This is a genomic window from uncultured Ellagibacter sp. (assembly GCF_934636505.1).
Lineage (GTDB): Bacteria > Actinomycetota > Coriobacteriia > Coriobacteriales > Eggerthellaceae > Ellagibacter.
In genome coordinates this window covers 1-25209 of record NZ_CAKUAL010000018.1, presented here as the reverse complement: position 1 = coordinate 25209, position 25209 = coordinate 1, and the positions used below count along the sequence as shown (strand labels likewise).

The 25209-nt window shown below is 62.2% G+C and carries 21 protein-coding genes; 14 read left to right on the top strand and 7 right to left on the bottom strand.

Annotated elements, in window-relative coordinates; genetic code table 11:
* Positions 1 to 229: 229 nt before the first annotated feature.
* The gene (locus tag Q0G18_RS03705) at positions 230 to 1030 is read right to left on the bottom strand and encodes an SDR family oxidoreductase (RefSeq protein WP_297149595.1); all 801 of its coding nucleotides are present in this window, start codon (positions 1028 to 1030) and stop codon (positions 230 to 232) included.
* A gap of 322 nt (positions 1031 to 1352) precedes the next feature.
* Between Q0G18_RS03705 and ifcE the strand changes: the two genes are divergently transcribed.
* The 6 genes from ifcE (at position 1353) to Q0G18_RS03675 (ending at position 10467) form a co-directional block, all read left to right on the top strand.
* Entirely contained in the window at positions 1353 to 3191 is a 1839-nt protein-coding gene (gene ifcE / locus Q0G18_RS03700; protein ID WP_297149593.1) for a putative FAD-dependent oxidoreductase IfcE, read from the top strand.
* A complete protein-coding gene (locus tag Q0G18_RS03695) occupies positions 3184 to 4902 on the top strand; it encodes a [FeFe] hydrogenase, group A (RefSeq protein WP_297149590.1) in 1719 nt (572 codons plus the stop codon). Before ifcE ends, Q0G18_RS03695 begins: the two co-directional genes overlap by 8 nt.
* The gene (gene hydE / locus Q0G18_RS03690) at positions 4903 to 5991 is read left to right on the top strand and encodes a [FeFe] hydrogenase H-cluster radical SAM maturase HydE (RefSeq protein ID WP_297149588.1); all 1089 of its coding nucleotides are present in this window, start codon (positions 4903 to 4905) and stop codon (positions 5989 to 5991) included.
* 42 nt (positions 5992 to 6033) lie between these two features.
* Positions 6034 to 7485 (top strand): [FeFe] hydrogenase H-cluster radical SAM maturase HydG, encoded by a 1452-nt coding sequence (hydG, locus tag Q0G18_RS03685; RefSeq protein ID WP_297149586.1) that lies wholly within the window; start codon positions 6034 to 6036, stop codon positions 7483 to 7485.
* Between the two features lie 61 nt (positions 7486 to 7546).
* Positions 7547 to 8839, top strand: coding sequence for a GTP-binding protein (locus Q0G18_RS03680; protein ID WP_297149584.1), 1293 nt, complete (start codon positions 7547 to 7549; stop codon positions 8837 to 8839).
* A 122-nt stretch (positions 8840 to 8961) separates the two neighbouring features.
* Positions 8962 to 10467, top strand: coding sequence for a nucleobase:cation symporter-2 family protein (locus Q0G18_RS03675; RefSeq protein ID WP_297149581.1), 1506 nt, complete (start codon positions 8962 to 8964; stop codon positions 10465 to 10467).
* A 73-nt stretch (positions 10468 to 10540) separates the two neighbouring features.
* Here the strand turns inward: Q0G18_RS03675 and Q0G18_RS03670 are convergent, their stop codons facing one another.
* Positions 10541 to 11125, bottom strand: coding sequence for an NTP transferase domain-containing protein (locus Q0G18_RS03670; RefSeq protein WP_297149580.1), 585 nt, complete (start codon positions 11123 to 11125; stop codon positions 10541 to 10543).
* Between the two features lie 161 nt (positions 11126 to 11286).
* Between Q0G18_RS03670 and Q0G18_RS03665 the strand changes: the two genes are divergently transcribed.
* The 3 genes from Q0G18_RS03665 to Q0G18_RS03655 are packed head-to-tail and all read left to right on the top strand — an operon-like array spanning position 11287 to position 14817.
* Positions 11287 to 12057, top strand: coding sequence for an FAD binding domain-containing protein (locus Q0G18_RS03665; RefSeq protein ID WP_297149579.1), 771 nt, complete (start codon positions 11287 to 11289; stop codon positions 12055 to 12057).
* The gene (locus tag Q0G18_RS03660; RefSeq protein ID WP_297149578.1) at positions 12057 to 12530 is read left to right on the top strand and encodes a (2Fe-2S)-binding protein; all 474 of its coding nucleotides are present in this window, start codon (positions 12057 to 12059) and stop codon (positions 12528 to 12530) included. Before Q0G18_RS03665 ends, Q0G18_RS03660 begins: the two co-directional genes overlap by 1 nt.
* Positions 12523 to 14817, top strand: a complete 2295-nt coding sequence (locus tag Q0G18_RS03655; protein WP_297149577.1) for a molybdopterin cofactor-binding domain-containing protein — start codon at positions 12523 to 12525, stop codon at positions 14815 to 14817. The genes Q0G18_RS03660 and Q0G18_RS03655 overlap by 8 nt, the downstream gene beginning before the upstream one ends.
* Positions 14818 to 15033: 216 nt before the next feature.
* Here the strand turns inward: Q0G18_RS03655 and Q0G18_RS03650 are convergent, their stop codons facing one another.
* Together Q0G18_RS03650 and Q0G18_RS03645 are read right to left on the bottom strand one after the other, a co-directional pair.
* Complete coding sequence (locus Q0G18_RS03650) at positions 15034 to 15537, bottom strand: hypothetical protein (protein ID WP_297149576.1); 504 nt, start codon at positions 15535 to 15537, stop codon at positions 15034 to 15036.
* 142 nt (positions 15538 to 15679) lie between these two features.
* Complete coding sequence (locus tag Q0G18_RS03645; protein WP_297149575.1) at positions 15680 to 16456, bottom strand: transposase; 777 nt, start codon at positions 16454 to 16456, stop codon at positions 15680 to 15682.
* A gap of 223 nt (positions 16457 to 16679) precedes the next feature.
* Here Q0G18_RS03645 and Q0G18_RS03640 point away from each other — a divergent pair, with 223 nt between their 5' ends.
* Positions 16680 to 17501 (top strand): hypothetical protein, encoded by an 822-nt coding sequence (locus tag Q0G18_RS03640; RefSeq protein WP_297149573.1) that lies wholly within the window; start codon positions 16680 to 16682, stop codon positions 17499 to 17501.
* A 4-nt stretch (positions 17502 to 17505) separates the two neighbouring features.
* Here Q0G18_RS03640 and Q0G18_RS03635 read toward each other — a convergent pair whose 3' ends face one another.
* Both Q0G18_RS03635 and Q0G18_RS03630 read right to left on the bottom strand, forming a co-directional pair.
* A complete protein-coding gene (locus Q0G18_RS03635; protein WP_297149571.1) occupies positions 17506 to 17820 on the bottom strand; it encodes a hypothetical protein in 315 nt (104 codons plus the stop codon).
* A 245-nt stretch (positions 17821 to 18065) separates the two neighbouring features.
* Entirely contained in the window at positions 18066 to 18905 is an 840-nt protein-coding gene (locus Q0G18_RS03630) for a hypothetical protein (protein WP_297149569.1), read from the bottom strand.
* A 176-nt stretch (positions 18906 to 19081) separates the two neighbouring features.
* On the opposite strand from Q0G18_RS03630, the gene Q0G18_RS03625 reads away from it, so the two are divergent.
* A complete protein-coding gene (locus Q0G18_RS03625; RefSeq protein ID WP_297149567.1) occupies positions 19082 to 19516 on the top strand; it encodes a MarR family transcriptional regulator in 435 nt (144 codons plus the stop codon).
* Complete coding sequence (locus tag Q0G18_RS03620) at positions 19513 to 19869, top strand: multidrug efflux SMR transporter (RefSeq protein ID WP_297149566.1); 357 nt, start codon at positions 19513 to 19515, stop codon at positions 19867 to 19869. Before Q0G18_RS03625 ends, Q0G18_RS03620 begins: the two co-directional genes overlap by 4 nt.
* Before the next feature lie 447 nt (positions 19870 to 20316).
* Here the strand turns inward: Q0G18_RS03620 and Q0G18_RS03615 are convergent, their stop codons facing one another.
* Positions 20317 to 21270, bottom strand: a complete 954-nt coding sequence (locus tag Q0G18_RS03615) for a tRNA-dihydrouridine synthase family protein (RefSeq protein ID WP_297149565.1) — start codon at positions 21268 to 21270, stop codon at positions 20317 to 20319.
* Between the two features lie 357 nt (positions 21271 to 21627).
* Here Q0G18_RS03615 and Q0G18_RS03610 point away from each other — a divergent pair, with 357 nt between their 5' ends.
* Both Q0G18_RS03610 and Q0G18_RS03605 read left to right on the top strand, forming a co-directional pair.
* The gene (locus Q0G18_RS03610; RefSeq protein ID WP_297149563.1) at positions 21628 to 22350 is read left to right on the top strand and encodes a methyltransferase domain-containing protein; all 723 of its coding nucleotides are present in this window, start codon (positions 21628 to 21630) and stop codon (positions 22348 to 22350) included.
* A gap of 165 nt (positions 22351 to 22515) precedes the next feature.
* Entirely contained in the window at positions 22516 to 25035 is a 2520-nt protein-coding gene (locus Q0G18_RS03605) for an excinuclease ABC subunit UvrA (protein ID WP_297149562.1), read from the top strand.
* The last annotated feature ends 174 nt before the right edge of the window (positions 25036 to 25209 follow it).

The window sequence follows — 25209 nt, the reverse complement described above, 5'->3', positions numbered from 1 at the left end:
GGGACAGGATGGGTGGGGCAGGGGCCGGAGCGGGGCAGGGGCCAGCGTAAGGCCGGCACGGGGCGGGCCGCTGGACAGGGGTCGGACGGAGTTGGGACCGCCGCGCACACAACCCTGTGACGCAAAACGCCCGGGGCGTGTCGGGTTCGACCGACCTGCGCCTCGGGCGTTTTGCGTTGATTCTTGAAAAGTCGTTCGCGGAGGTTTGGGGACACGCGGCAGAAGCAGTTTACGGACGCTGGCCCATGCCGCCTTCGAGCGTGATGGTCTCGCCGCTCATGAACTTGAAGTCGGGGCCGCAAAGCTGGAGCACCGCACGCCCGATCTCGGTCTCGACGTTGCCGTAGTGGCCCATCGGCGGCATGTGGACGTTGGCCTCGTATGCCTCGGGGTACTGCTCCTTGAAGTTCTCCAAGGCGGCGGTCCATGCAAGCGGGCACACGATGTTCACGTTGATGCCGTCCGGACCCCACTCGGTTGCCGCGACGCGCGTCAGGCCGCGGATTCCCTCTTTGGCGGCTGCGTAGGCGCACTGCCCGTAGTTGCCGAACAGGCCGGCGCCGCTCGCGAAGTTTACGACGGAACCCTTCGTCTCCTTAAGATGCGGGTAGCAGGCCTGCATGTAGTAGAAGGCTGCGTAGAGGCCGGAGTAGATGGCGAGATCGAACTGCTCGGGGGTGTGGTCGGCGAGCGTAACGCCCGACGCGGACGCCTGCGCGTTGTTCACGAGGAAATCAATGCGCCCGAACTTGGCCATCGCCTCGTCGACGACGCCCTGCGCAACCGCCTTGTTGTCGGCGGACGCGTTGATGTCTGCCTGCGCGGTCAGCACCTCGATGCCGTAAGCGCTCTCGAGCTTCTCCTTCGCGGCGTTGAGTTTCTTCTCGTTGCGGCCGGTGATGACGAGGTTCGCGCCTTCCTTGGCGAACGCCGTGGCGATGCCGTAGCCGATCGATCCGGCGGAGCCGTCCTTCAGTGCCGCGAAGCCGGCACCCGTGACGATGGCGGTCTTTCCACTGTAGAAGCCCATGGGTCCTCCTTATTGATGGGGATTCCCCCTGCGATTGGGGTATGGGCCGATTCTAGCCATATGTGGCTTGCGAGGTAGCAATCAATTCCTGCGAGCTTGCCCAGCGGTAGATTCTGCCCGTCATGCGCGTTGGGACGAAGCCGAACGATGGAACACGCTTGCGTCACCTATGCCACTGGTGGCTGCAGATTCCCGCTTCGGCTGATTGGGGTTTGCGGGCTTTGATGCCGAAATGGTAGGGTGGGAAATCGTGAGAGCGACGCATGTCACATGCGTGTCACATCTTATCACATTTCATCACTCAAGCGATGAGGGGGGTCATATGGCAAGACTATCGGTCGCGCCACGTGCCAAAGACGACGCCAAGTTCGCAACGTTTTTGGACGAGTACGAGCGCAGGGTGGAGGCTACGCCGCCTGGCATGTGCGCCGTGGCGATGCAGCTCGACCTGCTGCGTGCGGGCGGATGCCAAACGTGCGGCAAGTGCGTGCCGTGCCGTGAGGGCATAGCCCATATCGAGATGCTGCTCGAAGAGGTGCTCGCGTTCGACGCCGAGCTCGATGCGCTCGAGGAAATCCGCGCCCAGGCCATAGTCGTGCGCGACACCGCCGACTGCGCCATCGGCTGGCATGCAGCCGAAGTGCTCCTCGCTGGTCTCGATGCGTTTAGCGAAGAGTTCGAAAGCCACGTCAAGCAGGGGAAATGCCGCGAAGGCGTTGCGCAGACGGTGCCGTGCGAAACGTTGTGCCCGGCACACGTGAACGTGCCTGCCTACATCGCGCTTGCGGGCTCGGGTGACTACGCCGGGGCAATCGGTATGATTCGCAAGGACAACCCGTTCCCCACGGCGTGCGCGTTCGTGTGCGAGCATCCGTGCGAGAATCGCTGCCGCCGCACGCTCATCGATGCGCCGATCAACATCCGGGGCATCAAGAAGTTCGCGGTCGACCAGCTCGCCGCCGATCAGGTGCCGACTCCCGCCCCCGCTGCGCCCACGGGCAAGAAGATCGCCGTAGTGGGCGGCGGCCCCTCTGGCCTGACCTGCGCATACTTCTGCGCCCTTATGGGACATGAGGTGCACGTGCTCGAGATGCGCAAGCAGCTTGGCGGCATGATGCGCTACGGCATCCCGGCGTACCGCTTCCCGCGCGAGCGTCTCGACGAGGACATCCGCGCCATCGTGTCGGCGGGCAACGTCACTGTGCACACGGAGTGCCGCATCGATGCCGAGGGCATGCGCCGTCTTTCGGAAGAATACGACGCGGTGTATGTGGCCATCGGCGCCCAGGGCGGCAAGACCTTAAAGCTCGATGGGGCCGACGCCGAGGGCGTCATGAGCGCTGTCGATCTGCTCACCAAGATCGGCGATGGCGAGTACCCCGACTTCACGGGCAAGAACGTGGTGGTCGTCGGCGGTGGCAACGTCGCCATGGACTGCGCGCGCACGAGCGTGCGAGCCGGTGCTGCGAGCGTGACGGTCGCCTATCGCCGCCGTCTCGAGGACATGACGGCGCTGCGTGCGGAAATCGACTCCGCCATGCAGGAGGGCGTCGAAATGATGACCCTGCAGGCACCTGACCACATCGAGGTTGAAGACGGGCGCGCGGTGGCGATGTACACCCAGCCGCAGTTCATCGGCCCCGTGAAGCGTGGCCGCCCGGCTCCGCAGAAGGCCGACAAGCCGCTTGTTCGCGTGCCCGCCGACGTGGTGCTCATCGCCGTGGGGCAAGACATCGAGAGCGCGCCGTTCGAAGAGGCGGGTATGCAGGCCGATCGCACCTACTTCGAGGCGGACGACGGTTTGAAGTCGGTGGGTTCGCTCGACAACGTGTTTGTGGGCGGCGACTGCCAGGTGGGCCCGAAGACCGTGATCATCGCCATCGGTGCTGGCAAGGTGGCTGCGCGCAACATCGACGACTTCCTGGGATTCAACCACGAGCTCGATTGCGGCGTTGAGGTTCCTCCCGCGGCTGCGAACTGGCGTCAGCCCTGCGGCCGCGTGAACATCGTGGAGCGCCCCGCACGAGAGCGCAAGGGAGACTTCGATGCGGTCGAGGTGGAGATGTCGGCCGAAGAGGCGTTCCAGGAAGCGCGCCGCTGCCTGCGCTGCGACCATTTCGGCTGCGGTGTTCTTGACGAGGGAAGGGTCCAATATGTGTAAGGTTACCATCGACGGTGTGGCCGTAGAGGTCCCCGAAGGCTCCACCATCTTGGATGCCGCGAAGCTCGCCGGCGTCGATATCCCGACGCTGTGCTATATGGCGAAGATTAACGAGATCGGCTCGTGCCGCGTGTGCGTGGTCGAGGTCGAGGGGCAGGACGGCCTGGCCGCCGCCTGCAACACCCCCGTGTTCGACGGTATGGCCGTGCGCACGGCGACCCCGCGCGCCATCTCCGCCCGTCGCCAGAACGTGAAGACCATTCTCGCAGGTCATCGTAGCGAATGCACCACGTGCAAGCGCAGCGGTACCTGCGCGCTGCAAAATCTCGCGAACTCGCTCGGCGTGTCGGACTTGGAGCGTGACCCCGTGTTCGCCTTCGAAGCGTGGGATGGGGAATTCCCCTTGCAGCGCGACGCCACCAAATGCATCCGCTGCATGCGCTGCGTCGCCGAATGCGCCAAGGTGCAGCACTGCTCGGTGTGGGAGATGTCCGGCCCCGCGGCCAATCGGGGCGTGCGGGTTGCTGGCGGTGCGCACATCGCCGATGCGGGCTGTGCTCTCTGCGGCCAGTGCATCACCCATTGTCCGACGGGCGCCCTCACTGCGCGCGACGACACCGACAACGTGCTCGCGGCGCTTGCCGATCCCCAGACGATAACGGTGGTCCAGGTCGCGCCCGCCATCCGCTCGGCGTGGGGCGAGGGCGTGGGCCTTGCCCGCGAGCAGGCCACGCAGGGCCGCATGGTGTCGGCATTGCGCGCGCTCGGCTTCGACTACGTCTACGACACCGACTTCGCCGCCGACCTCACCATTATGGAGGAAGCGAACGAGTTCATCGAATGGGTCAAGGAAGGCAAGCCGCGGCCCATGTTCACGAGCTGCTGCCCGGGCTGGGTGCGCTTCGCCAAGCTGCACTACCCGCAGTTTGTCGCGCAGCTCTCCTCGAGCAAGTCCCCGCACCAGATGCTGGGCGCCACGGCGAAGGCGCTTCTGACCGAACAAGCTGTCGAGCAGGGAAAACGCATCTTCGTCGTCTCCGTTATGCCGTGCGTCGCCAAGAAATACGAGGTGGGCGTCCCTCAGCTGTCCTCAGAGGCTGGCCAGGATGTTGATGCCGTGCTCACCACGCGCGAGTTCGATCGCATGCTGCGCATGTTCAGCGTGGACTGTGCCGCGCTGCCCGAGCAAAAGTTCGACGACCCGCTGGGAACCTCCACGGGCGCGGGAACCATCTTCGGGCGCACGGGTGGCGTGATGGAAGCGGCGCTTCGCTCTGCCGCGTTCTTCCTCACGGGCGAAAACCCCGACTTCAGCACATGCGACACCACGGCGGCGACGCCCGATAAGCCCTGGGTCGACAAGACGCTCGAGATCGCGGGCCTGCAGCTTCGCATCGCCATCGCGAGCGGTCTGGAGAATACGGCGGCGCTGCTCGACGCGCTCGAATCGGGCGAGGCAAGCTACGACTTCGTCGAGATTATGGCCTGCCCGGGCGGCTGCGTGGGCGGCGGCGGGCAGCCGATTGCCTTCAACCAGGAGCTCGCGCGCGAGCGTGCCGAGGTGCTCAACTCGCTCGACGGGGCCGACGTGCTGCGCTACTCGCACGAAAACCCCGATATCGCGGCACTCTACGAGAGACTCTACGGCCGCCCGCTTTCCGAGAAGGCCGAGGAGCTGCTCCACACCGATCAGCTGACGTGGGATATCTAGGTGCCTGACGACTTACATAGCAGTGAGGTCGATGAGGGGCTCGCGCTCCTCATCGACAAGCTGTGCCGCACCCGCTCGCTTTCGCTTGGCGAATACGAGCGGCTCATCGCGCAGCGCACGCCCGGCACGGCCCGTGAGCTTGCGAGTCGCGCCGATGCCGTGCGCAGGCGGGTATACGGCACGAAGGTGTTCACCCGCGGGCTCATCGAGGTGTCGAGCTTCTGCAAGAACGACTGCCTGTACTGCGGCATCCGCCGGTCGAACGCAACGGCGCGCCGCTATCGCCTTTCCGCTGACGAGATCGTCGAATGTGCGGATACAGGCTACGAGCTGGGATTTCGCACGTTCGTTTTGCAGGGCGGGGAAGACCCCTTCTTCACCGACGACGTGCTCTGCGGCATCATCGGCCGTATTCGGGCGGCGCATCCCGACTGCGCGATTACGCTGTCGTTCGGCGAGCGAAGCCGCGAGAGCTACGAGCGTCTGCATGAAGCGGGCGCCGAACGTTACCTGTTGCGTCACGAGACGGCAAGCCTCACGCTCTACAGGCGTTGGCATCCCGCCGAGATGTCGCTTGAAAACCGCATGCGCTGCCTGTCCGATCTGCGCGAGATCGGATACGCGGTGGGTGCCGGCTTCATGGTGGGCGCGCCGTTCCAAACCGCGGCCGATCTTGCGTGCGACCTGCAATTCATCGAGCGGTTCCAGCCCGAGATGTGCGGCATCGGCCCGTTCGTGCCGCACCATGCGACGCCGTTTTCCGCCTTTTCGCCGGGCACGGCGGAGCTCACGTGCTATCTGCTGTCGATCATCAGGCTCATCAAGCCGAATGTGCTGCTTCCCGCAACCACGGCGCTCGGCACGATTGTTCCCGATGGGCGCGAGCGGGGCATCCTTTCCGGCGCCAACGTCGTGATGCCGAACCTTTCGCCGGTTAATCGCCGCAAAGACTACGATTTGTACGATAACAAGATATGCACGGGCGAAGAGGCTGCGGAATGCCGCGGTTGTTTGGGCACGCGCATGCTGTCGATCGGCTACGAGCTCGTCGTCGATCGCGGCGATATGGCGCCCCTGCCCGAGACGTGATCGCCGTCGGGCGCTTAAAAGCACTGAAGAAAGAAGGACCCCATGGGGTATTCGTATAACCCGAAATCGCTCTGCGCCGATGAGTTCATCAACGACGAGGAGATCTTGGAGACACTCGCCTTCGCCGATGCGCACAAGGACGACGTGCAGATGTGCTACGACATTCTGGAGAAGTGCAAGCCCCACCTGCACCCGGCCAACGAGCACGGCGCCATGATAACCCATCGCGAGGCGAGCGTGCTTCTGGCTTGCGAGGATGCGGGGGTGAACGCCGCCATCAAGCAGCTTGCGCACGACATCAAGCAGGCCTATTACGGCAACCGTATCGTGCTTTTCGCGCCGCTGTACCTGTCGAACTACTGCGTGAACAGCTGCCTGTACTGCCCCTATCATGCCATGAACCGCGAGATTCCGCGCCGCAAGCTCACGCAGGACGAGATTCGCGCCGAGGTCATCGCGCTGCAGGACATGGGCCACAAGCGCCTGGCCATCGAGGCAGGCGAGGATCCGAAGCACAACCCCATCGAGTACATCTTGGAGTCGATGGACACCATCTATTCCATCAAGCACAAAAACGGCGCCATCCGCCGCGTGAACGTGAACATCGCCGCTACGACGGTGGACGAGTACCGCATGCTCAAGAAGGCCGAGATCGGTACGTATATCCTGTTCCAGGAAACGTACAACAAGGAGGGCTACAAGCGCCTGCACCCGACGGGGCCGAAAAGCGACTACAACTGGCACACCGAGGCGATGGACCGCGCGATGGAGGGCGGCATCGACGACGTGGGTTTGGGCGTGCTGTTCGGGCTCGAGAGCTATCGCTACGAGTTCGCGGGCCTCATCATGCACGCGGAGCACCTGGAGGCCGTGCACGGCGTGGGCCCGCACACCATCAGCGTGCCGCGCGTGAAGCCTGCCATGGACATCGATCCCGACGTGTTCGACAACGGCATTCCCGACGAGATGTTCGAGAAGATCATCGCGCTCATCCGCATCACGGTGCCCTACACGGGAATGATCATCTCCACGCGCGAGAGCCAGGCGGTGCGGGAGCGCGCGCTGCGCTACGGCATCAGCCAGATCTCGGGCGGGAGCCGCACGAGCGTGGGCGGCTACACCGAGCAGGCGCGCCCGCACGACACCGAGCAGTTCGACGTGAGCGACCAGCGCACGCTCGACGACGTGGTCTCGTGGCTGATCGACCAGGAGCATGTCCCCAGCTTCTGTACGGCGTGCTACCGCGCGGGGCGCACGGGCGATCGGTTCATGAGCTTCTGCAAAAGCGGGCAAATCTTGAATTACTGCCACCCCAACGCGCTCGTCACGCTTGCGGAGTACTTGACCGATTACGCCAAGCCCGACACCTCCCAAAAGGGCTTTGCGCTCATCGAGCGCGAGCTGCAGAAGGTCGAGGACGAGAGGCGCCGCCGCCAGTGCGCTGAGGCGATTTCCGCGGTCGTGCACAAGGGCGAGCGCGATTTGAGGTTCTAGCGAGGTTTTCGCGCGGTGCGGAAGGCGCGCTGCGACGGTAAGGCGAAAGGACGGCTTCGACATGGGTTTGAATGAGACGCCTTCAGGCGAGCGCGTGCGAATCGGTTTCTTCGGGGTGCGCAATGCGGGGAAGTCGAGCCTGGTGAACGCGGTGTGCGGGCAGCAAGTGGCGCTCGTGAGCGACGTCGCTGGCACCACGACCGACCCGGTGCGCAAGGCCATGGAGCTTCTGCCGCTCGGGCCGGTCGACATCGTGGACACTCCCGGCATCGACGACGTTGGGGAACTGGGCGCGCGCCGCGTCGAGCGCACGCGCGAGACCTTGCGCAGCTGCGATGTGGCGGTGCTCGTGACCGACGCCACGCGCGCGCTGGTCGCCGCTGAGCGTGCGCTTATCTCCCTGTTCGAGGAGCTCGGGCTGCCCTTTGTCGTGGTGCGTAACAAGGCCGACCTTCTGTCTGGAGAAGAGGCGGCCGCGGGTTCAGATGGCGTTATCGGGGGAGCCGCATCGGGCGCCGCCGACGCTTCCACTCCCGAGATCGTCGCCGCACCCGATGCCGCCCCGGCCCCTGCCGCCCCTGTTTCCCCAGTTCGTGCGGAGGTGCTCGCAAGCGCGCGCACGGGCGCGGGTGTAAACAAGTTGAAGGAGGTCCTCGCGCACGTGGGTGGGTCGGCCACGCATGAGCGCCGCGTTGTGGCCGACCTGCTCTCGCCGGGCGACAAGGTGGTGCTCGTCGTGCCCATCGACTCGTCGGCGCCGAAGGGCCGCATCATCTTGCCGCAACAGCTCGTGCTGCGCGACGTCCTCGATGCCCATGCGGGCGCTCTCGTCTGCCAGCCCGAAGAGCTCGCCGACCTTTTGGCGGCGGTTGGCGACATCCGCCTCGTGATCACCGACTCGCAAGCGTTCGCGAAGGTCGCGCGCATCGTTGCGGAAACGACGCCGCTCACGTCGTTTTCCCTTCTCATGGCGCGTTATAAGGGCGATTTGCACGCGCTTGTGGAAGGTGCGGCGGCGCTTAGTGCGCTCACCGACGAAAGCCGCGTGCTCATCTCGGAGGGCTGCACACACCATCGCCAGTGCGAGGACATTGGCACGGTGAAGATGCCCGCGTGGATCCGCGGCCATTGCGGAGCGAACCCGACGTTCGAGTTCACGCAGGGGCGCGGGTTCCCCGACGACGTGAGCGGCTACGACGTGGTGGTCCACTGCGGCGGGTGCATGCTCAACGAGAAGGAAATGCGCTGGCGCCAGAGCGTGGCGGCGAAAAGCGGCACGCCCATGGTGAACTACGGCGCGGCGATCGCCTGCGTGCACGGCATCTTGGAGCGCAGCCTGCGGCCGCTTATGTGATGCGGGTCCGAACCAAGGGGCGGAATTAAAGACCCTACGTGGAAAATTCCCCGATGCTTCTTCAAATGCGCGCCCGGCGGTGTTATTTTCTCACTTTACTGTCCTTTTAGAGAGGGATGCAGATGGTGGAGGAAAAACAAGAGGCAGCCTCGGAGGCTCAGGCGTCTGAAGCTTCGGGAGAGAAGCCCGCGGCCGCTTCTTCGGAGAACTCGTCTCGCGGCGCGAGGTCGCTTGGCGTCTTCTCATTTGAGGGAGATATGCCCCTCGCTCAGGCGATTCCCCTGGGCTTGCAGCATGTCCTGGCCATGTTCGTGGGCAACCTGACGCCGCTTTTGATCGTGACGGGCGCGTGTGGCCTGGCGGGAGCCGAGTTCGCCGATGTTCAGCTGTCGCTGCTGCAGAACGCCATGTGGATCGCAGGCGTTGTGACTTTGGTCCAGCTTTTCGGCATCGGGCCTGTTGGCGGCAGGGTTCCTATCATCATGGGAACGTCTTCGGGATTCATCGGCGTGTTCAATTCCGTGGCGGCCTCGATGGGCGGCGGCCTTGTTGCCTACGGTGCCATCATGGGAGCTTCGATTATCGGCGGCCTGTTCGAGGCTGTGCTCGGCTTTTTCTTGAAGCCGCTGCGCCGTTTCTTCCCGTCTATCGTCACGGGTACCGTCGTCCTCTCCATTGGCCTCAGTCTCATCAGCGTCGGCGTCAACGCGTTCGGTGGCGGCAACAGCGCGGCCGATTTCGGGTCGCTTGAGAACCTGTGCCTGGCGCTTATCGTTCTCGTCGTTATCCTGGCGGTGAAGCATGCGACGACGGGCTTCGTGAGCGCGTCTTCCATCCTGGTCGGTATCATCGTCGGCTATATCGTCGCGGGCATCATGGGGCTGGTGCTGCCCACCACAGGCATCAACTCCGAGGGCGTCGAGTACACCAAGGCGTGGGTTCTGAATTGGGATAAGGTGGCTGCGGCGGCATGGTTTGCCATCCCGAACCCGCTGCCTGTGGCGCCCGTGTTCGATATGCGCGCCATCGCCCCTGTGCTCGTGATGTTCATTGTCACGGCGGTCGAGACTGTCGGCGACATCTCCGGCGTCACGCAGGGCGGCATGGATCGCGAGGCGACCGACAAGGAGCTTTCCGGCGGCGTGGTCTGCGACGGCGTGGGCTCGAGCTTCGCGGCTCTCTTCGGCGTGCTGCCGAACACGTCGTTCAGCCAGAATGTTGGCCTGGTCACCATGACCAAGATGGTGAACCGCAAGGCTTTGGCCTGCGGCGCCGTCTTCCTGATCCTGTGCGGTCTGTGCCCGAAGCTGGGTGCCGTCGTGTCCATCATGCCGCAGTCCGTCTTGGGCGGTGCGGCCGTCATCATGTTCGCGTCCATCGTGGTGAGCGGTATTCAGCTGATCACGCGCGACCCGCTGACTCCGCGCAACCTGAGCATCGTGTCGGTGGCGTTGGGCTTGGGCTACGGCATCGGCGCCAACCCTGCTATTCTCGCCGGATCCCCCCAGATGGTAAGCCTTATCTTCGGCGGCTCCGGCATCGTCGCCGCGGCGGCGGTCGCCATCGTCTTGAACATCGTGCTTCCCAAGGACAAGGAGATCGCTCCGAAAACGGACGCGAACGCCTAGCGGCTGACCACAGGAGCAACGCAAGCGCGAAAGGCGCCTCACGGAGTGATTCCGCGAGGTGCCTTTTTGGTCCCTATCTGATTTCGCTTGCGAGATATTCTTGAAGAATTCGCAGGTCGTCGGGGGTGTCGATGTCGAAGAGCTCCCATTTGCTGGAAACCTCGACGGTTCGCACGCGCTCTTTGTGGGTCTTGGCCACCACGCCGCCGCCCTTGCCGGGGGGAAGCGAGCGCAGCTCGTTAAACGTCCACGCGGGGAAGAGCACGGGAGCGCCCGGCGTGCCTTCAAAGCTTGCGCGCCATATGCACTCGGGGCAGCGCTCGGCGCCGCGAAGGAGTGCTGTGAGGCTGTTCGCGCTGATGAGCGGCTGGTCGCCTTGGACGAACGTGATCGTGTCGCAGCCCGTCATCTTTTCCATCCCCAAGCGCACGGTGTCGTTTCGCCTTGGCTCGCTGTGTAGAATGCCCCCGATTCCCAGCTCATCGCACAGGTGCGCCACGTCCGAGTGCCGCGTGACCACGACGCGCCTGGCGAACAGCCCCTCGGTTGCTCGCAACACGTGTTGGATAAGCGGCATGCCGCAAAGCTCGGTCATGAGCTTGTTTCCCCCGAAGCGGGTGCCCAGACCCGATGCCATGATGATGCATCCGTGGTTCATGCTGAGTCCTCGGGCGGGGTGGGTCATGATGGGGCGCCTCTGCAAATTCGATGGTTGGTCAGGTGTGTTTTCGGGGATGCCCCCTGCGCCACAGTATAATAGCGAAGACTATGTAAACCTCAAATAATGGGGCGAGTGACATTATTACCTTCCAAAAATACGTGCGCCCGCAAAGCCTGGAAGAGGCTTGGGAGCTCAATCAAAAGAAGCGCAACCGCGTGGTTGCGGGCATGATGTGGCTGAAGATGGGCACGCATTCCTTCAACACGGCCATCGACCTTTGCGATCTGGGCTTGAATGGGATCGAGGAGGCCGAAGACGAGTTCCGCATCGGCGCCATGGCAACCCTGCGTCAGATGGAGAAGCATCCTGGCCTGGGTGTTTATTCTTGCGGTGCGGTTGAAGCCGCGCTGCGCGACATCGTGGGCGTGCAGTTCCGCAACGGTGCCACGCTGGGCGGAAGTCTGTGGCGGCGCATGGGCTTTTCCGACGTCGTTGCGATTTTCTTGGCCATGGACAGCTACGTCGAGCTTTTCAAGGGCGGCGTTGTGCCCTTGGAGGAGTTCGCGCGCATGCCCTACGACAACGACATCCTCGTCCGTCTAATCGTCAAGAAGCGCCCCGGCACCTTCGCCTATCAGGCGGTGCGCAAGCAACGGACCGACCTGCCTACGCTCAACTGCGCGGCGGCCAAGGTGGGGGACGAATATCGCCTTGTCGTGGGATCGCGCCCGGCGCGCGCTGTTCTCCTTCGCGATGAGCGGGGCATTCTCGCCGGTGGCATCACCGAGAAAAGTGCTGCTGCGTTCGCCGATTATGCGGCGGGTGCCGTCCCCGTTTCCGGAAACATGTGGGGCTCTGCGGAGTACCGCCGCGCGCTGGTGCCGGTGCTTGTGCGCCGCACCCTGCTGGCATTGGGGGAGGTGCGGTAATGGAAATCACGATCAAGCTGAACGGCAAGGCGGTGTCCGACGACATCTCGGCCGATATGCTGCTCATCGACTTCGTCCGCGCCCATGGTTGCCTCAGCGTGAAGCGCGGCTGCGAGACGTCGGCTTGCGGTCTGTGCACGGTGCTCTTGGATGGCGAGCCGGTGCTGTCATGCTCCACGCTGGCGGCCCGCGCCGACGGCCATAGCGTGCAGACTCTCGAGGGGCTGCAAGACGAAGCGTCCGAGTTCGTGGGCTTCATCGCCGACCAGGGCGCTGAGCAGTGCGGTTTCTGCAACCCGGGCTTCGTGATGAACACGATCGCGCTTTTGCGCGAGAACCCCGACCCCACCGACGAGGAGATTCTCGCATACCTTTCCGGCAACCTGTGCCGCTGCTCGGGGTATGTGGGCCAGCTGCGCGGCATTCGCAACTTCCTCACCAGCAGAAACGCAGAAGGGGGCTCACGTGAATAGGCCCGATTACCAATCGGTTGGCAAGTCCGTCCGCAAGAAGGACTCGCTGCAGCTCCTTTTGGGCAAGCCCGTGTTCACCGAGGACATCGCACCCGACGCGCTTGTGGTGAAGCTTTTGCGAAGCCCCCATGCCAACGCCATTGTGGAGGACATCGACACGTCGAAGGCGAAGAAAGTCGCCGGCGTGGTGGACGTGTATACCTGGGAAGACGTGCCGGGGGAGCGCTTCAGCAACGCGGGGCAGACCTACCCTGAGACAAGCCCCTACGACCGCCTGATTATCGACCGCCATGTGCGCTACGTGGGCGACGTGGTGGCGATCGTGGCTGCGGAAAACGAGAAGGCCGCCGAGGCGGCCCTTTCGCGCATCAAGGTGATCTACGATGTGCTCGATCCCGTGCTGGACTTCCGCGCTGCCAAGGATAATCCCACGCTCGTGCACCCCGAGGACAACTGGCATATGCTCTGCGACTTGGGCGGAGACAACAAGCGCAACCTCGTGGGCACGACCGCTGACGCCGACGGCGACGTCGAGGCGGTGCTCGCCGACTGCGATATCGTTTTGGAGCGCACCTACCACACGAAGGCCTTCAACCAGGCCATGATGGAGACCTTCCGCACGTACGCCGAGCTGGATCGTTACGGGCGCCTGCACGTGATCTCGTCCACGCAGATCGTCTTCCACGTTCGTCGCATCTTGTCCCACGCGCTGGGCATCCCGAAGAGCCGCATTCGCGTGGAAAAGCCGCGCATCGGCGGTGGCTTCGGTGCGAAGCAGACCGCGGTGTGCGAGGTGTATCCCGCGTTCGTCACGATGAAGACGGGCCGCCCCGCAATGTGCGTGTTCACGCGAAAAGAGGCCCAGACCTGCGGTTCTCCGCGTCATGAGATGGAAATCAAGGTTCGCCTCGGCGCAAACGACGATGGGCGCATCCGTGCACTCGACGTGACGACGCTGTCGAACTCGGGCGCATACGGTGAGCACGGCTGGGCGACGGTGGGTCTCACCGGACACAAGTCCATCCCCCTGTACACGGGTTCTCTGGAGGCGTTCAAGTTCACGGCCGACGTGGTTTACACGAACATGCAGCCCTCGGGCGCGTACCGTGGGTTCGGGGCGACGCAGGGCCAGTTCGCCGTGGAGACGACGGTGAACGAGCTTGCCGAGATGCTGCGCCGCGACCCGATCGGGCTGCGCGAGCAGAACATGCTGCGCGAGGGCATGACTATGCCTGCCTACTTCAACGAGGTGGCCAACGCGTGCGCGCTCGACCGGTGCTTAGACCACTGCCGCGACATGTTCGACTGGGAGGCGAAGTATCCCGTGCGCGACATGGGCAACGGCAAGGTTCGCGCGGCGGGCGTAGGCATGTCCATGCAGGGCTCGGGCATCGCCGGCATCGATTCGGGGTCGGTCACCGTCAGGCTGAACGATGACGGGACCTATATGCTGGTCATCGGCGCGGCCGACATGGGAACGGGCTGCGATACCATCCTGGCGCAGATGGTCGCCGAGCATATGGAATGCTCGGTGGACGACGTCTCGGTGTTCGGTGCCGACACGGATGCCTCGCCCTACGATTCCGGCTCCTACGCGTCTTCGACAACGTATGTGACCGGCATGGCCGTCGAGAAGGCGTGCACGCAGCTGAAGGAGCGCTTCTGCGCCATTGCGGCCGAGATCCTCGGGTGCGCGGCGGACGAACTCGCCTTCGAAGACGGTCATGTGGTTCGCGAGAGCACGGGCGAGACGGTTTCCCTTCCCGCCATCGCTGAGAAGAGCCAGTGCAACAGCTGCCAGTTGGCGGAGGCGACCGCAATGCATTCTTCCCCGGTGTCCCCGCCGCCGTTTATGGTGGGCATGGCGGAAATCGAGCTCGATCGCGAGACGGGCATGGTTGAGGTGCTCAACTTTGACGCCGTGGTCGACTGCGGCATTCCCATCAACCCGGCGCTTGCGCGCATCCAGGTCGAGGGCGGCATCGTGCAGGGCATCGGACATACGCTTATGGAGGACGTGACCCGCACGCCCAAGGGCGCTATCCGTGAGTCGAGCCTGTTCACCTACCGTTTGCCCACGCGCCTCGATGTGGGCGACATCCGCGTTGAGTTCGAGCATTCCTATGAGCCCACGGGTCCGTTCGGCGCGAAGTCGATCGGCGAGATCGTCATCAACGCGCCGGCTCCCGCGATCGCGCACGCGATCTACCGGGCGACGGGCGTGTGGCATCGCGAGCTGCCTATCCTGCCGGAGCATGTCCTGCTCGCGAAACCAGAGGCGGACTAGCGCGACGGGGGTTTGGGGCAGGGGTTGGGGCTGAGGTTGGCTCCCAGCCCGCCCCCTCCCAGTGAGACAGGGGTCGGGTGATTTGTCTCGCTTTCGCGTTACTCGTCTGACCGGGTCTCGGCTGATTCTCGTTAGGCAGTGAGGCGAACCGCCCGACCCCCGCCTCGCCTCGTCCCACCTGGCAGGAAAAGTTTCGCTGCCTCGTTCGCACCTGCGCTAGGAGCGGAGCGTGATAGCGTCACCAGGGGCGATGCCTGCGGCTTGCGGGCTCAAGATCACGATGGCGTGCATCCCCTCGAGGATTCCCGCTCTATCGGATTCGAGGTCGCCGCCGTCGATGTTGCTCTCCTTGGGATATTTGCCCGAGGCGGAGGCGTATGCCGGATACAGCCAAAGGCTCAGGTGGAGGCGCGACTCCCTCGCGGTGAGGATCGTCGCCGACAGCGTCTCGCCCCCATGGCGGATCTCAACCACGTCGCCCTTGCGGAAGGCGCCCAGGCGCACGATTCCCGCAAGCGCAATCGCGCCCTTGTAGCGCTTGATGTTCGGAAGGCCGACTCGTAAGGGCTTGAGCTTCGGCATGTTCATGACCTCGAGCACCTCGAAGGCGTTTTTGGCGCCGGCGAATTCCTGCCGCGTTTCTTCGCGGTACGAACCGATGCTTGCCAGCTCGGCCCGCACCTGGCTAGAAGTCAGCTTTGCGAGCGGGTCGAAGTTCAAATGCTCGGTGTAGCTGGTGGTGCTGTTGTCGATGATGCTGTACTCATCTGTGTAGAAGAGCTCGTTTTTGATCGCGGTGAGAACGGGCCGCCCGCCGTCTTCCGACTTTACAGGGGGAAGGACAGGGGTCGGGTGATTTGTCTCACTTTCGCGTTACTCGTCCGACCACGCCTCGGCTGATTCCCGTTAGTCGTTCGATTTGCCTCACGGTGGCACCCATATCCTTCAATGCGACGAGGGCTGTGTTCCTATCCTCTCGAGTCATCTCGCACAGATTGGAAAGACGGTCAATCCCTAAAACCTCCCGAGCCATCTCGCGCACATTCTGGTCGGTCAGACGTTTGCGGGCGCGTTGCCCCGCGGACGTGTTCTCGTCCATAAATGACCGATCGTCGCATTCGATGCGATGGAATTTTTCGAAGTAATCTGTGCCGCCGACCATTTCGAGCGCAAGAGAAGTGCTTGCCAGCTCGGCCTTGGCCCTTCCCATATATTCCTGGTAGCTGCTCCATTCGTAATCATCGAATGGAGCGATTCCAGCTTTCTGCGGATTGAGGTGGATATATCGGAGGGCTGCGAGGAGTTGCTCATCGGAATCAATGGGCTCGCTGCCGAATCTACCCTGGAAGAGCGTTCCCGTTCTCTCATATTTTTCATTGAAGTGCTGAGCATAGGAAACCTCGAGACGCTTCATTTCTTCGGAAAGGCGCCGCATTTCCATTTTGACGAGCAGGTGGAAATGGTTGCCCATGAGGCAATAAGCAAGTAGGTCGCAATCGCCGGAAAAGGTGAACCTGCCCAGAAGACCTAGAAAGAAAGCGTTGTCTTCATCGTCCTCTAGAATTTGTAGGCGACTGACCCCGCGCGCGAAAATATGATAGACGTTACCTTCGGATAGTTTTCGCGGAGTTCGGCTCATCGGCTTTGCCCTTTCTTGCGGGTGCCGGTTGTTGTTGCTCGCCAGCCTAGCATATTGAATGCTGCGAAACAATGAGCGTCGGGAGGGGAATTCGGGTGAGACAAATCACCCGACCCCTGTCGACCCTCGGACCCTGTCGACTCCTGTCTTGCATTTTGCCGTTATACTGTTTCTGTCTCAACGGCGATGACGCTGCCGAAAACAAGTTGAAAGGCAATCGGCAATGATTACTAGAAGAAGTTTTATAAAACTTTGGGGCACAACATTGGTATCCGCCTCCTTTTTCGGCGTGACTGGTTGTAGTGCGGGAGATGCCGAATCGCCCACTGTGGAATCCGTTTACATGGTTTCAAAGGTTGTCGGCTATTCCGGCTCTGGCTTAAACGCTCGGACCATCACCACCGAATACGCTTACGACGAGAAGGGGAACTTGGCGAAAATCACCCAAACCGTCGAGCACCCCAACGCCGCGAACCTCGGCACGTCGATCGACATCTACACCCTCGATTACGATGAGAACGGCCTCCCCAAAGGCGTGTCTCAGTCGCAATCGAACAAACAGAACGACGTCTATGTCGGCTCCCTCGATATGGCGGCTGAAGTCGACGGCGAGGGCCGCTACACAAAACTTGACAAAGCCGGTAGCGGAATGACATACGAATACGACAACGACGGGCGAATCAAAGCCGCCACAGCCTATTACGCGAGCAGCTCCGACACGAACGGAAAAACTTTCGACGAAAAAGGGTGGATGGCAACCAGCAGCACAAACGGGGAGGAGGGCACCTATGCTGTCAAACGCGATTCAGCGGGCAACGTCACCGGCATCAGCTACAAAAACGTTTCCGGCAAAGACACGTTGCAAAGCTACACCCTCGACGAGCGCGGCAACGTCACGGCAACGGAGATCAACGGCGCCAAAGCCTCTGAAATCGAGTATGTCGAAATCACGAACCCCTCACCCGCAACAAGGGCTTTTGCTGCAATCAAATTCGACGGAATGGGACATCCTATCTTTGATGTGGTCAGCGGAACCATACGGTGACGCATTAAAAACCTGCGATATCACCAAAAGCTTGCCGTCTCGGCACCGAGGCGGCTTTTTTTGAGCCTTCCGCACGGCTTTGAATTGACATCTCAAAATTCAAACCAAATTTGGCGACGGGTACAAGAACAACATGGGTATCCTGAGACGTTGTTTTTTCGAGCCGCTTATCACAGCTGCTCCAAGAGGGCTTCGCGTTGTCGTGCGCCGAGCCCGGCGATGCGGCGGTTCTCCATGATGCCGAGGTCGGCCATGACTTCTCCTCCTTCGCCTTGTCAAGCGCTGCTTGGCGCTGTTCGGGCGCGAGAAAGCGAGACAAATCACCCGACCCCTGTCTTACTCGACCCCTGTCTTACTCCCTCCTGAGACAGGGGTCAGGCGGTCTGTCTCGCTTGTGAGACGGTCGCTTGTGAGACGGGGGTCGGGTGATTTGTCTCGCTTTCGCGTTACTCGTCTGACCGGGTCTCGGCTGATTCTCGCTAGGCAGTGAGGCGAACCGCCCGACCCCCGCCTCGCCTTGTCCCACCTGGCAGGAAAAGTTTCGCTGTTGCGCTTTTGCTTGCGCTAGGAGCGGAGCGTGATAGCGTCACCAGGGGCAATGCCTGCGGCTTGCGGGCTCAAGATCACGATGGCGTGCATCCCCTCGAGGATTCCCGCTCTATCGGATTCGAGGTCGCCGCCGTCGATGTTGCTCTCCTTGGGATATTTGCCCGAGGCGGAGGCGTATGCCGGATACAGCCAAAGGCTCAGGTGGAGGCGCGACTCCCTCGCGGTGAGGATCGTCGCCGACAGCGTCTCGCCCCCATGGCGGATCTCAACCACGTCGCCCTTGCGGAAGGCGCCCAGGCGCACGATTCCCGCAAGCGCAATCGCGCCCTTGTAGCGCTTGATGTTCGGAAGGCCGACTCGTAAGGGCTTGAGCTTCGGCATGTTCATGACCTCGAGCACCTCGAAGGCGTTTTTGGCGCCGGCGAATTCCTGCCGCGTTTCTTCGCGGTACGAACCGATGCTTGCCAGCTCGGCCCGCACCTGGCTAGAAGTCAGCTTTGCGAGCGGGTCGAAGTTCAAATGCTCGGTGTAGCTGGTGGTGCTGTTGTCGATGATGCTGTACTCATCTGTGTAGAAGAGCTCGTTTTTGATCGCGGTGAGAACGGGCCGCCCGCCGTCTTCCGACTTTACGCGAACGTAGCTATCGCCCTCTTTCTCGTAGAAGTACTTCTTATCCTTCTCGTAATACATTGGATATTTGATACGCAGCTTGGAGGCGCAGTCCTTGCAAAGCCAGCCGTCCACGAGCTTCGCTCCGCAGGTTTCGGTGATGGGGCTGAAGGCCGTGTTCTTCACGACGGCTCCGCAACCTGGGCAAATGAACTCTTTTGGACCTGTCCTATCCGCTTTCGCCATGACGGGCTCCTTTCGTTGGGGAACGGGGCCATGTGGTAGTGCCGTCGCCGTTGAGATAGAAACAGTATAACGGCGAAGGACGGGTGAAGTCTTGTCGTATTTGCGTGTAGGCTTGGAAAAGTCCGATGATAGACTATACTAGTCAACAGTTGGACTAATTCGAATGGAGACGAGAAATGAAACCGGAGGAGTTCTCGAAGGAGATGTGGAACTGCTGGCGCGATATTTCGTTCGCCTACAGTTCGTTTGCGAGGAAGATGGGCGTGGACACGAGCGAGCTCTACGTCGTCGATGCCTTGTGGGACGAGGCCGAGGGGCTTTCCCAAAGAACGATCTGCGAGCGATGCGACATGGGAAAACAGACGGTCAGCGCCATTTGCAAACGCCTCGGAGCTCGCGATTTCGTGACTGCGCATCCGAGTGAGGCCGATAAGCGCGAGCGGATCATGGTGCTTACGGACGAGGGCCGCGAATGGTGGAGCCAGTCCGTCGAGCGAATGCGCGAGCTCGAGGTGAAGGCAGCCGAATCGATCACCGCCAAAGAAATCGAGACGTTCATCAAGGTGGTCGAGCGGTACGCGAAGACCTTCCAGGAGGAGGTGCAGCGATGAGCCCCTATGCGCTTTTGGGACTGTCGGTGCTCTTCGAGGTGTTCGGTACCACGTGTATGAAGCTGTCGGAGGGTTTCACCCAGCCCGTGTTCGGCATCGTGACCGCTGCGTGCTATATCTTGTCGTTCGTGATGCTGACGTTCGCGCTCAAGGATTTGAGCCTGGGGATGGCCTACGGTATCTGGGGCGGCGTCGGCACATTTTTGACGACGCTCATCGGCATCATCTTCTGGAACGACCCGTTCTCCATCGTCGTCGGCATCGGGATGATCGCGGTCGTTGCCGGCATCGCGCTGCTCAGCAGGGGGACGCAAGATGCCGAGGAGGCTGAGCGCGCCCTCACGCAAGGCTAGAAGAGCGCCTTGCTCGCGGCTTCCAGTCGCTGAGGGCCTGCGAAGAGAGCACCGTAAGAGCTGCAGCTCGGTATGCGTGTCCTTTTCCAGTGCGTTGGGGCAATCTTAAAGGATGCTGCGATAATCGTCGCCGCAGAGCTTCGATGAGGGGAGTGCCGTGATTTTCTACTTTTCCGCTACGGGCAATTCGAAATATGTCGCACAGCGCGTTGCCGCAATGACGGGGGAAGATGTGGTTTCGATTGCCTGCACCATTGCCCGAAGTTCTCCATTCAGTACGGAAGCCGAACGAAGCGCCACGGCCAGTACGTACACCCAAATATTTAGGAATCTCGCTGATCTAGGTTAGCGTGTCGTCTGCGGGGCGAAGGATTCCCCGCGTCCGTTTTTCGCGCATGGAATTCTGGATGCCTCGGTTTGCTTGCCCACCGACTTTTCGGCCTGGCCTCAGCGAAGTCGCGGCGAGTCGGCGAGCTTCTCGGTGGAGAAGATTTTGCGCGCGGCGGCTTCGTACTCGTCGGCGCGGCGGGTCTTTCTCATGATGCGGTGGACCGAGGACGGGTCGGCGAAGGCGTGCTCGGTGTATCCCCACCACTCCTTCATGCGAAACACCGCGTTGCCGCCCATGTCGTCGGTATATGCCTGATAGAGTTCGTCGTGGAAGCGCTCGAGCTCCTCGTGCGTCAAACCTGCGCCGCCGCGAATCATGCGTGCGAGGGCGGGGTTGGCCATGATCCCGCGACCGATCATGATGTGACGCGTTTGCGGGTAGGCTGCGACCAGCGCATTGTAGTCATCCAGCGCGAAGATGTCCCCGTTGTAGGCCACGGGGAACGGCGCACGCTCGAGTGTCTTGCCGTAAAGTTCCTGTCGCGGGGCGCCGTCGTAGAAATCTTTTTGCACGCGGGGGTGCACGATGAACTCGGCGATTCCACAGCGACAAAAGAGCGCAAGGAGCTCGTCGTACTCATCGTCATTTGCGATGCCGACGCGCGTTTTGACCGAAACCGGCAGCGGCGAGCGCTCGCACACGTCGGCAAGAAACGCCCCGAGCCTGGGTAGGTTGCGCAAAAGGCCAGAGCCCTTCTCCTTGGCGACCACTGTTCCCGAGGGGCAGCCGAGGTTGAGGTTGACTTCCTTGTAGCCCATGTCGGCAAGAAGCCCAGCCGCCCAGATGAACCTGTCGGCGTCGTTGGTCAGAAGTTGGGGCACGACATTGAGGCCCTGGTTGTTCTTGGGGTCGAGTTCACGGCTGTTGCGCTTGCTGAATGGTGCTCCTACCTTGGGGAGCGGCGAGATGAACGGCGTGTAGTAGCGGTCGAGCGCGCCGAAGATTTCCGCGTGCACGCGGCGAAACGCATATCCGGTGATTCCCTCCATGGGGGCAAGCGATAACAGCATTCCGCCTCCTTTTTCATCTGAGCATACTTCTGGTGATGGCGCCTCTTGAACGGGCCGATGATTTCATTATCGCAGGATAATCCCGTTCGCGATGCTGCGATTACTCGGCTGGGCTCTAGCTGTATTCTTGCTTGCGCCGCCTGCGACCGGTTGCCGTTCGACCGTGCTCGGTTGTATACTTCGTCCGACGGGGCAATCGTGCTCCGCGCAAACGCATCTTAGGGGATGTCTTTTTGGTCATTGTTCTTTAGGGAACGGTTAATCGCAGAGCACTTCTGAAAAGGCCGCATCAAGGCCTTATATTTTTGCGCCGTTCCGCACCTGTTTTCACCATCGACTCAACAAACAGGAGTAACAATGAACAACTTCCCAAAAGCGAACAGCTTCGACATCAACCTAGTCCGATCCAAGATCATGGGGCCCAACCCGCTTAAGCTCTGCGAGGAGCTACTTTGCGACGCCGATGTCGCGAAGGGGTCGCGCGTGTGCGACCTCGGCTCTGGCACTGGCATAACAAGCGTGATGCTTGCGCGCGAATACGGGCTCGATGTGTACGCCGTTGACCTGTGGAGCGACCCCGATGAGAATCGCGCGTTCTTTCGAGAGATGGGCGTGCCGGATGAGCGGATTCATCCCATCAAGGCCAACGCCGCGGAAGGCCTGCCTTTCGAGCCTGAATTCTTCGACGCCGTGGTGAGCATTGACTCGTATAACTATTTCGGGCGCGACCCGCACTATCTGGGGGAGAGGCTTCTTCCGTATGTGAAATCTGGCGGAAGAATCTACCTTTCCATTCCCGGCATGGTGCGTGACTGCCATGACGCGCTGCCGGCATGTCTGCTCGCATCCTGGGACGCCGAGCAGCTTGAATACATGCACGATATGGCCTGGTGGCAAGACATGATTAGGCAAACGGACGGTGTTGCTATCGAGGATATGCATCAGATGGCGTGCACGCCCGAGGCGTGGGCCGACTGGATTGTCTGCGACAACGAGTACGCTCAAGGCGACCGTGCGGCAGTTGAAGCGGGCGCGCTCGAGTATTTGAACACCATCGCGGTCGCGCTTGTGAAGGCCTAGGCTAGGTAACCGGAAAACGGGGCGGCGGGCGCTTCTCGTGCGTCTTGCTACGCGTCAACGGATGCGCTCGCTGCCCGCGTGTTCTTTTCCGATACAATGAGCGGAATCAGGTTGTCGTTTCGGACGTGATGATGCGTTTCCCGGCGCATCCCCAAAAAGGAAATCATGCAGAATATCGACCATATCGAGGTGCGCGGTGCGCGCGTGCACAATTTGAAGAACGTGAACGTGGACATCCCGCTCGGCAAGCTTGTGGGTATCGCGGGCGTGTCGGGCTCGGGCAAAAGCTCGCTTGCGCTCGGCGTCCTGTACGCTGAAGGGTCGCGTCGCTATTTGGAGGCGCTTTCCACCTACACGCGCCGGCACATCGCCCAGGCGGGCAAGGCCGCAGTCGACGACGTGCGCTACGTTCCCGCCGCCCTCGCGCTGCACCAGCGCCCGGCGGTGCCCGGCGTGCGATCGACGTTCGGCACCTCGAGCGAGCTTTTAAACAGCTTGCGACTTCTCTTCTCGCGCGTCGGCAGCCATGTGTGCCCGCATTGCGGAGGGCAGGTGCCGCCAAGTTTGAACGTTGCCGCTGAGCTGGCGATTTCGTGCCCGCATTGCGGTGGCGAGTTCTTCGGCCCCGGCGCCGAACAGCTTGCCTTCAACAGCGAGGGAGCCTGTCCCACCTGCGGCGGCACCGGTATCGCGCGCACCGTGAACCGCGCCGCACTCGTGCCCGACGAGAGCAAAACCATCGACGAGGGCGCTGTGGTGGTGTGGGGCTCGCTTATGTGGGACCTCATGAAGCAGGTGTGCGGCGCCATGGGCGTGCGCACGGACGTGCCGTTTCGCGAGCTTTCGCCCGCCGAGCGCGACATCGTGTTCAACGGCCCGGCTGAGAAGCGGCACATCCTGTACAAGGCCAAGAAGGGCGAGAATTTCGCCGAGCTCGATTTCACCTACTACAACGCCGTGCGCACCGTGGAGAACTCGCTTGCGAAGGCGAAGGACGAGAAGGGGTTGCGCCGCGTCGCGAAGTTCCTGACCGAGGGACCTTGTCCCGATTGCGGTGGCACGCGCCTCTCGGTGGCTGCGCGCGGGCCGCTTGTGCGCGGCATCAACCTGGCGCAGGCGACGGAAATGACGCTTGACGAGGCGGTTTTGTGGGTGGAAGGCGTGCCGGGGAGTCTTCCCGATAAGATGCGCCCCATGGCGAAATCCATCTGCGAGTCGTTTGCGGGCACCGCACGCCGCCTGCTGGAGCTGGGGTTGGGGTATCTCTCGCTCGACCGCGCGGGTGCCACGCTTTCCACGGGGGAGCGCCAGCGCGTGCAGCTCGCGCGTTCGGTGAGGAACCGAACCACCGGCGTGCTCTACGTGATGGACGAGCCTTCCATCGGCTTGCACCCCGCCAACATCGACGGCCTCCTCGGCGTGATGCGCGATTTGATTGCCGACGGGAACTCCGTGGTGATGGTCGACCATGACACGCGCATCCTGCGCGCCGCCGACCATCTGGTGGAAATGGGTCCTGCCGCGGGTGCGGACGGCGGCACGGTGGTTTCCCAAGGCTCGGTTGACGAGGTCGCCCGCGACGAGGCCTCGATCATAGGCCCCTTCCTTTCTGACGCGAAGCGCGTGGCGGCTCGCTCGCAGGTGCAAGCTGGGGACATGTTCGACTTGGGGCGGATCCACCTCGAATCGAGCGGCCTGCATACCGTGAAGCCGTTCGCCATCGACATCCCGCGTGGCCGGCTTATCGCCGTGACGGGCGTGTCGGGTTCGGGCAAGACGACGCTCGTGCTGGAGACGCTCATCCCCGCGCTTTCCCATGCGGCGGCGGGCGAGGCGCTCCCCGAGCACGTGACGGCGCTTGCCGCAGACGGCATCAAGCGCGCGAACCTGATTGACGCGACCCCCATCGGGGTAAACGTCCGCTCGACCGTGGCGACGTACTGCGGCGTGCTCGACGACTTGCGCCGCGCCTATGCGCGCACCGAGAGCGCGAAGGCGGCGGGTCTTGGGGCGGGCGACTTCTCGTACAACACGGGAAGCCTGCGCTGCCCCACGTGCGACGGTACGGGGCAGATCTCGCTCGACGTGCAGTTCTTGCCCGACGTCGACATCGCCTGCCCCGATTGCCGTGGCTCTCGCTTTAGCGCTGCGGCTGAGGGTATTCGCCGCCCCGAGAAGGGCGAGAAGGGCGCGAAGGGCACGCCCTGTGGTCAGGCGCTCAGCCTGCCGGCGCTGCTCGCGCTTTCGGTCGATGAAGCGCTTGCGCATGTTGCCGACATCAAGAAGGCGCACGAGAAGCTGCAAACACTGCATGACCTGGGGCTGGGGTACCTCACGCTCGGTGAGGCGACGCCCGCGCTTTCCGGCGGCGAGGCCCAGCGCCTGAAGCTTGCAAGCGAGATGGGCCGGGGGCAGGAAGACGCCGTGTTCGTGTTCGACGAGCCGACGATCGGCCTGCACCCGCGCGACGTCGAGACGCTGCTCGGCGTGTTCGAGCGGCTTGTGGAGCGGGGCGCCACCGTGGTGGTGGTCGAGCACGACCTCGACTTCATCGCTAATGCCGACTACGTGATCGACATGGGACCGCATGGCGGGAAGGACGGCGGGCGCATCGTGGCGTGCGGCACGCCTGCGGAAATCACCGCGAACCCGGAAAGCATCACTGGTCGCTACCTGGTGCTTTAGCGAATTTCTTACATATAAGTACGTTTTTCTCAATTACATGAAAATCTTACGTATTCGTATGATATTATATCAAATCAGAATTTTTGCACCTATACGTAAGAATCGAGCAGTGATGACAATCAGTCGCGACCAAATCATGGCGTGCGGAACAAGGGTTATGGAGTGCGCTTCCCT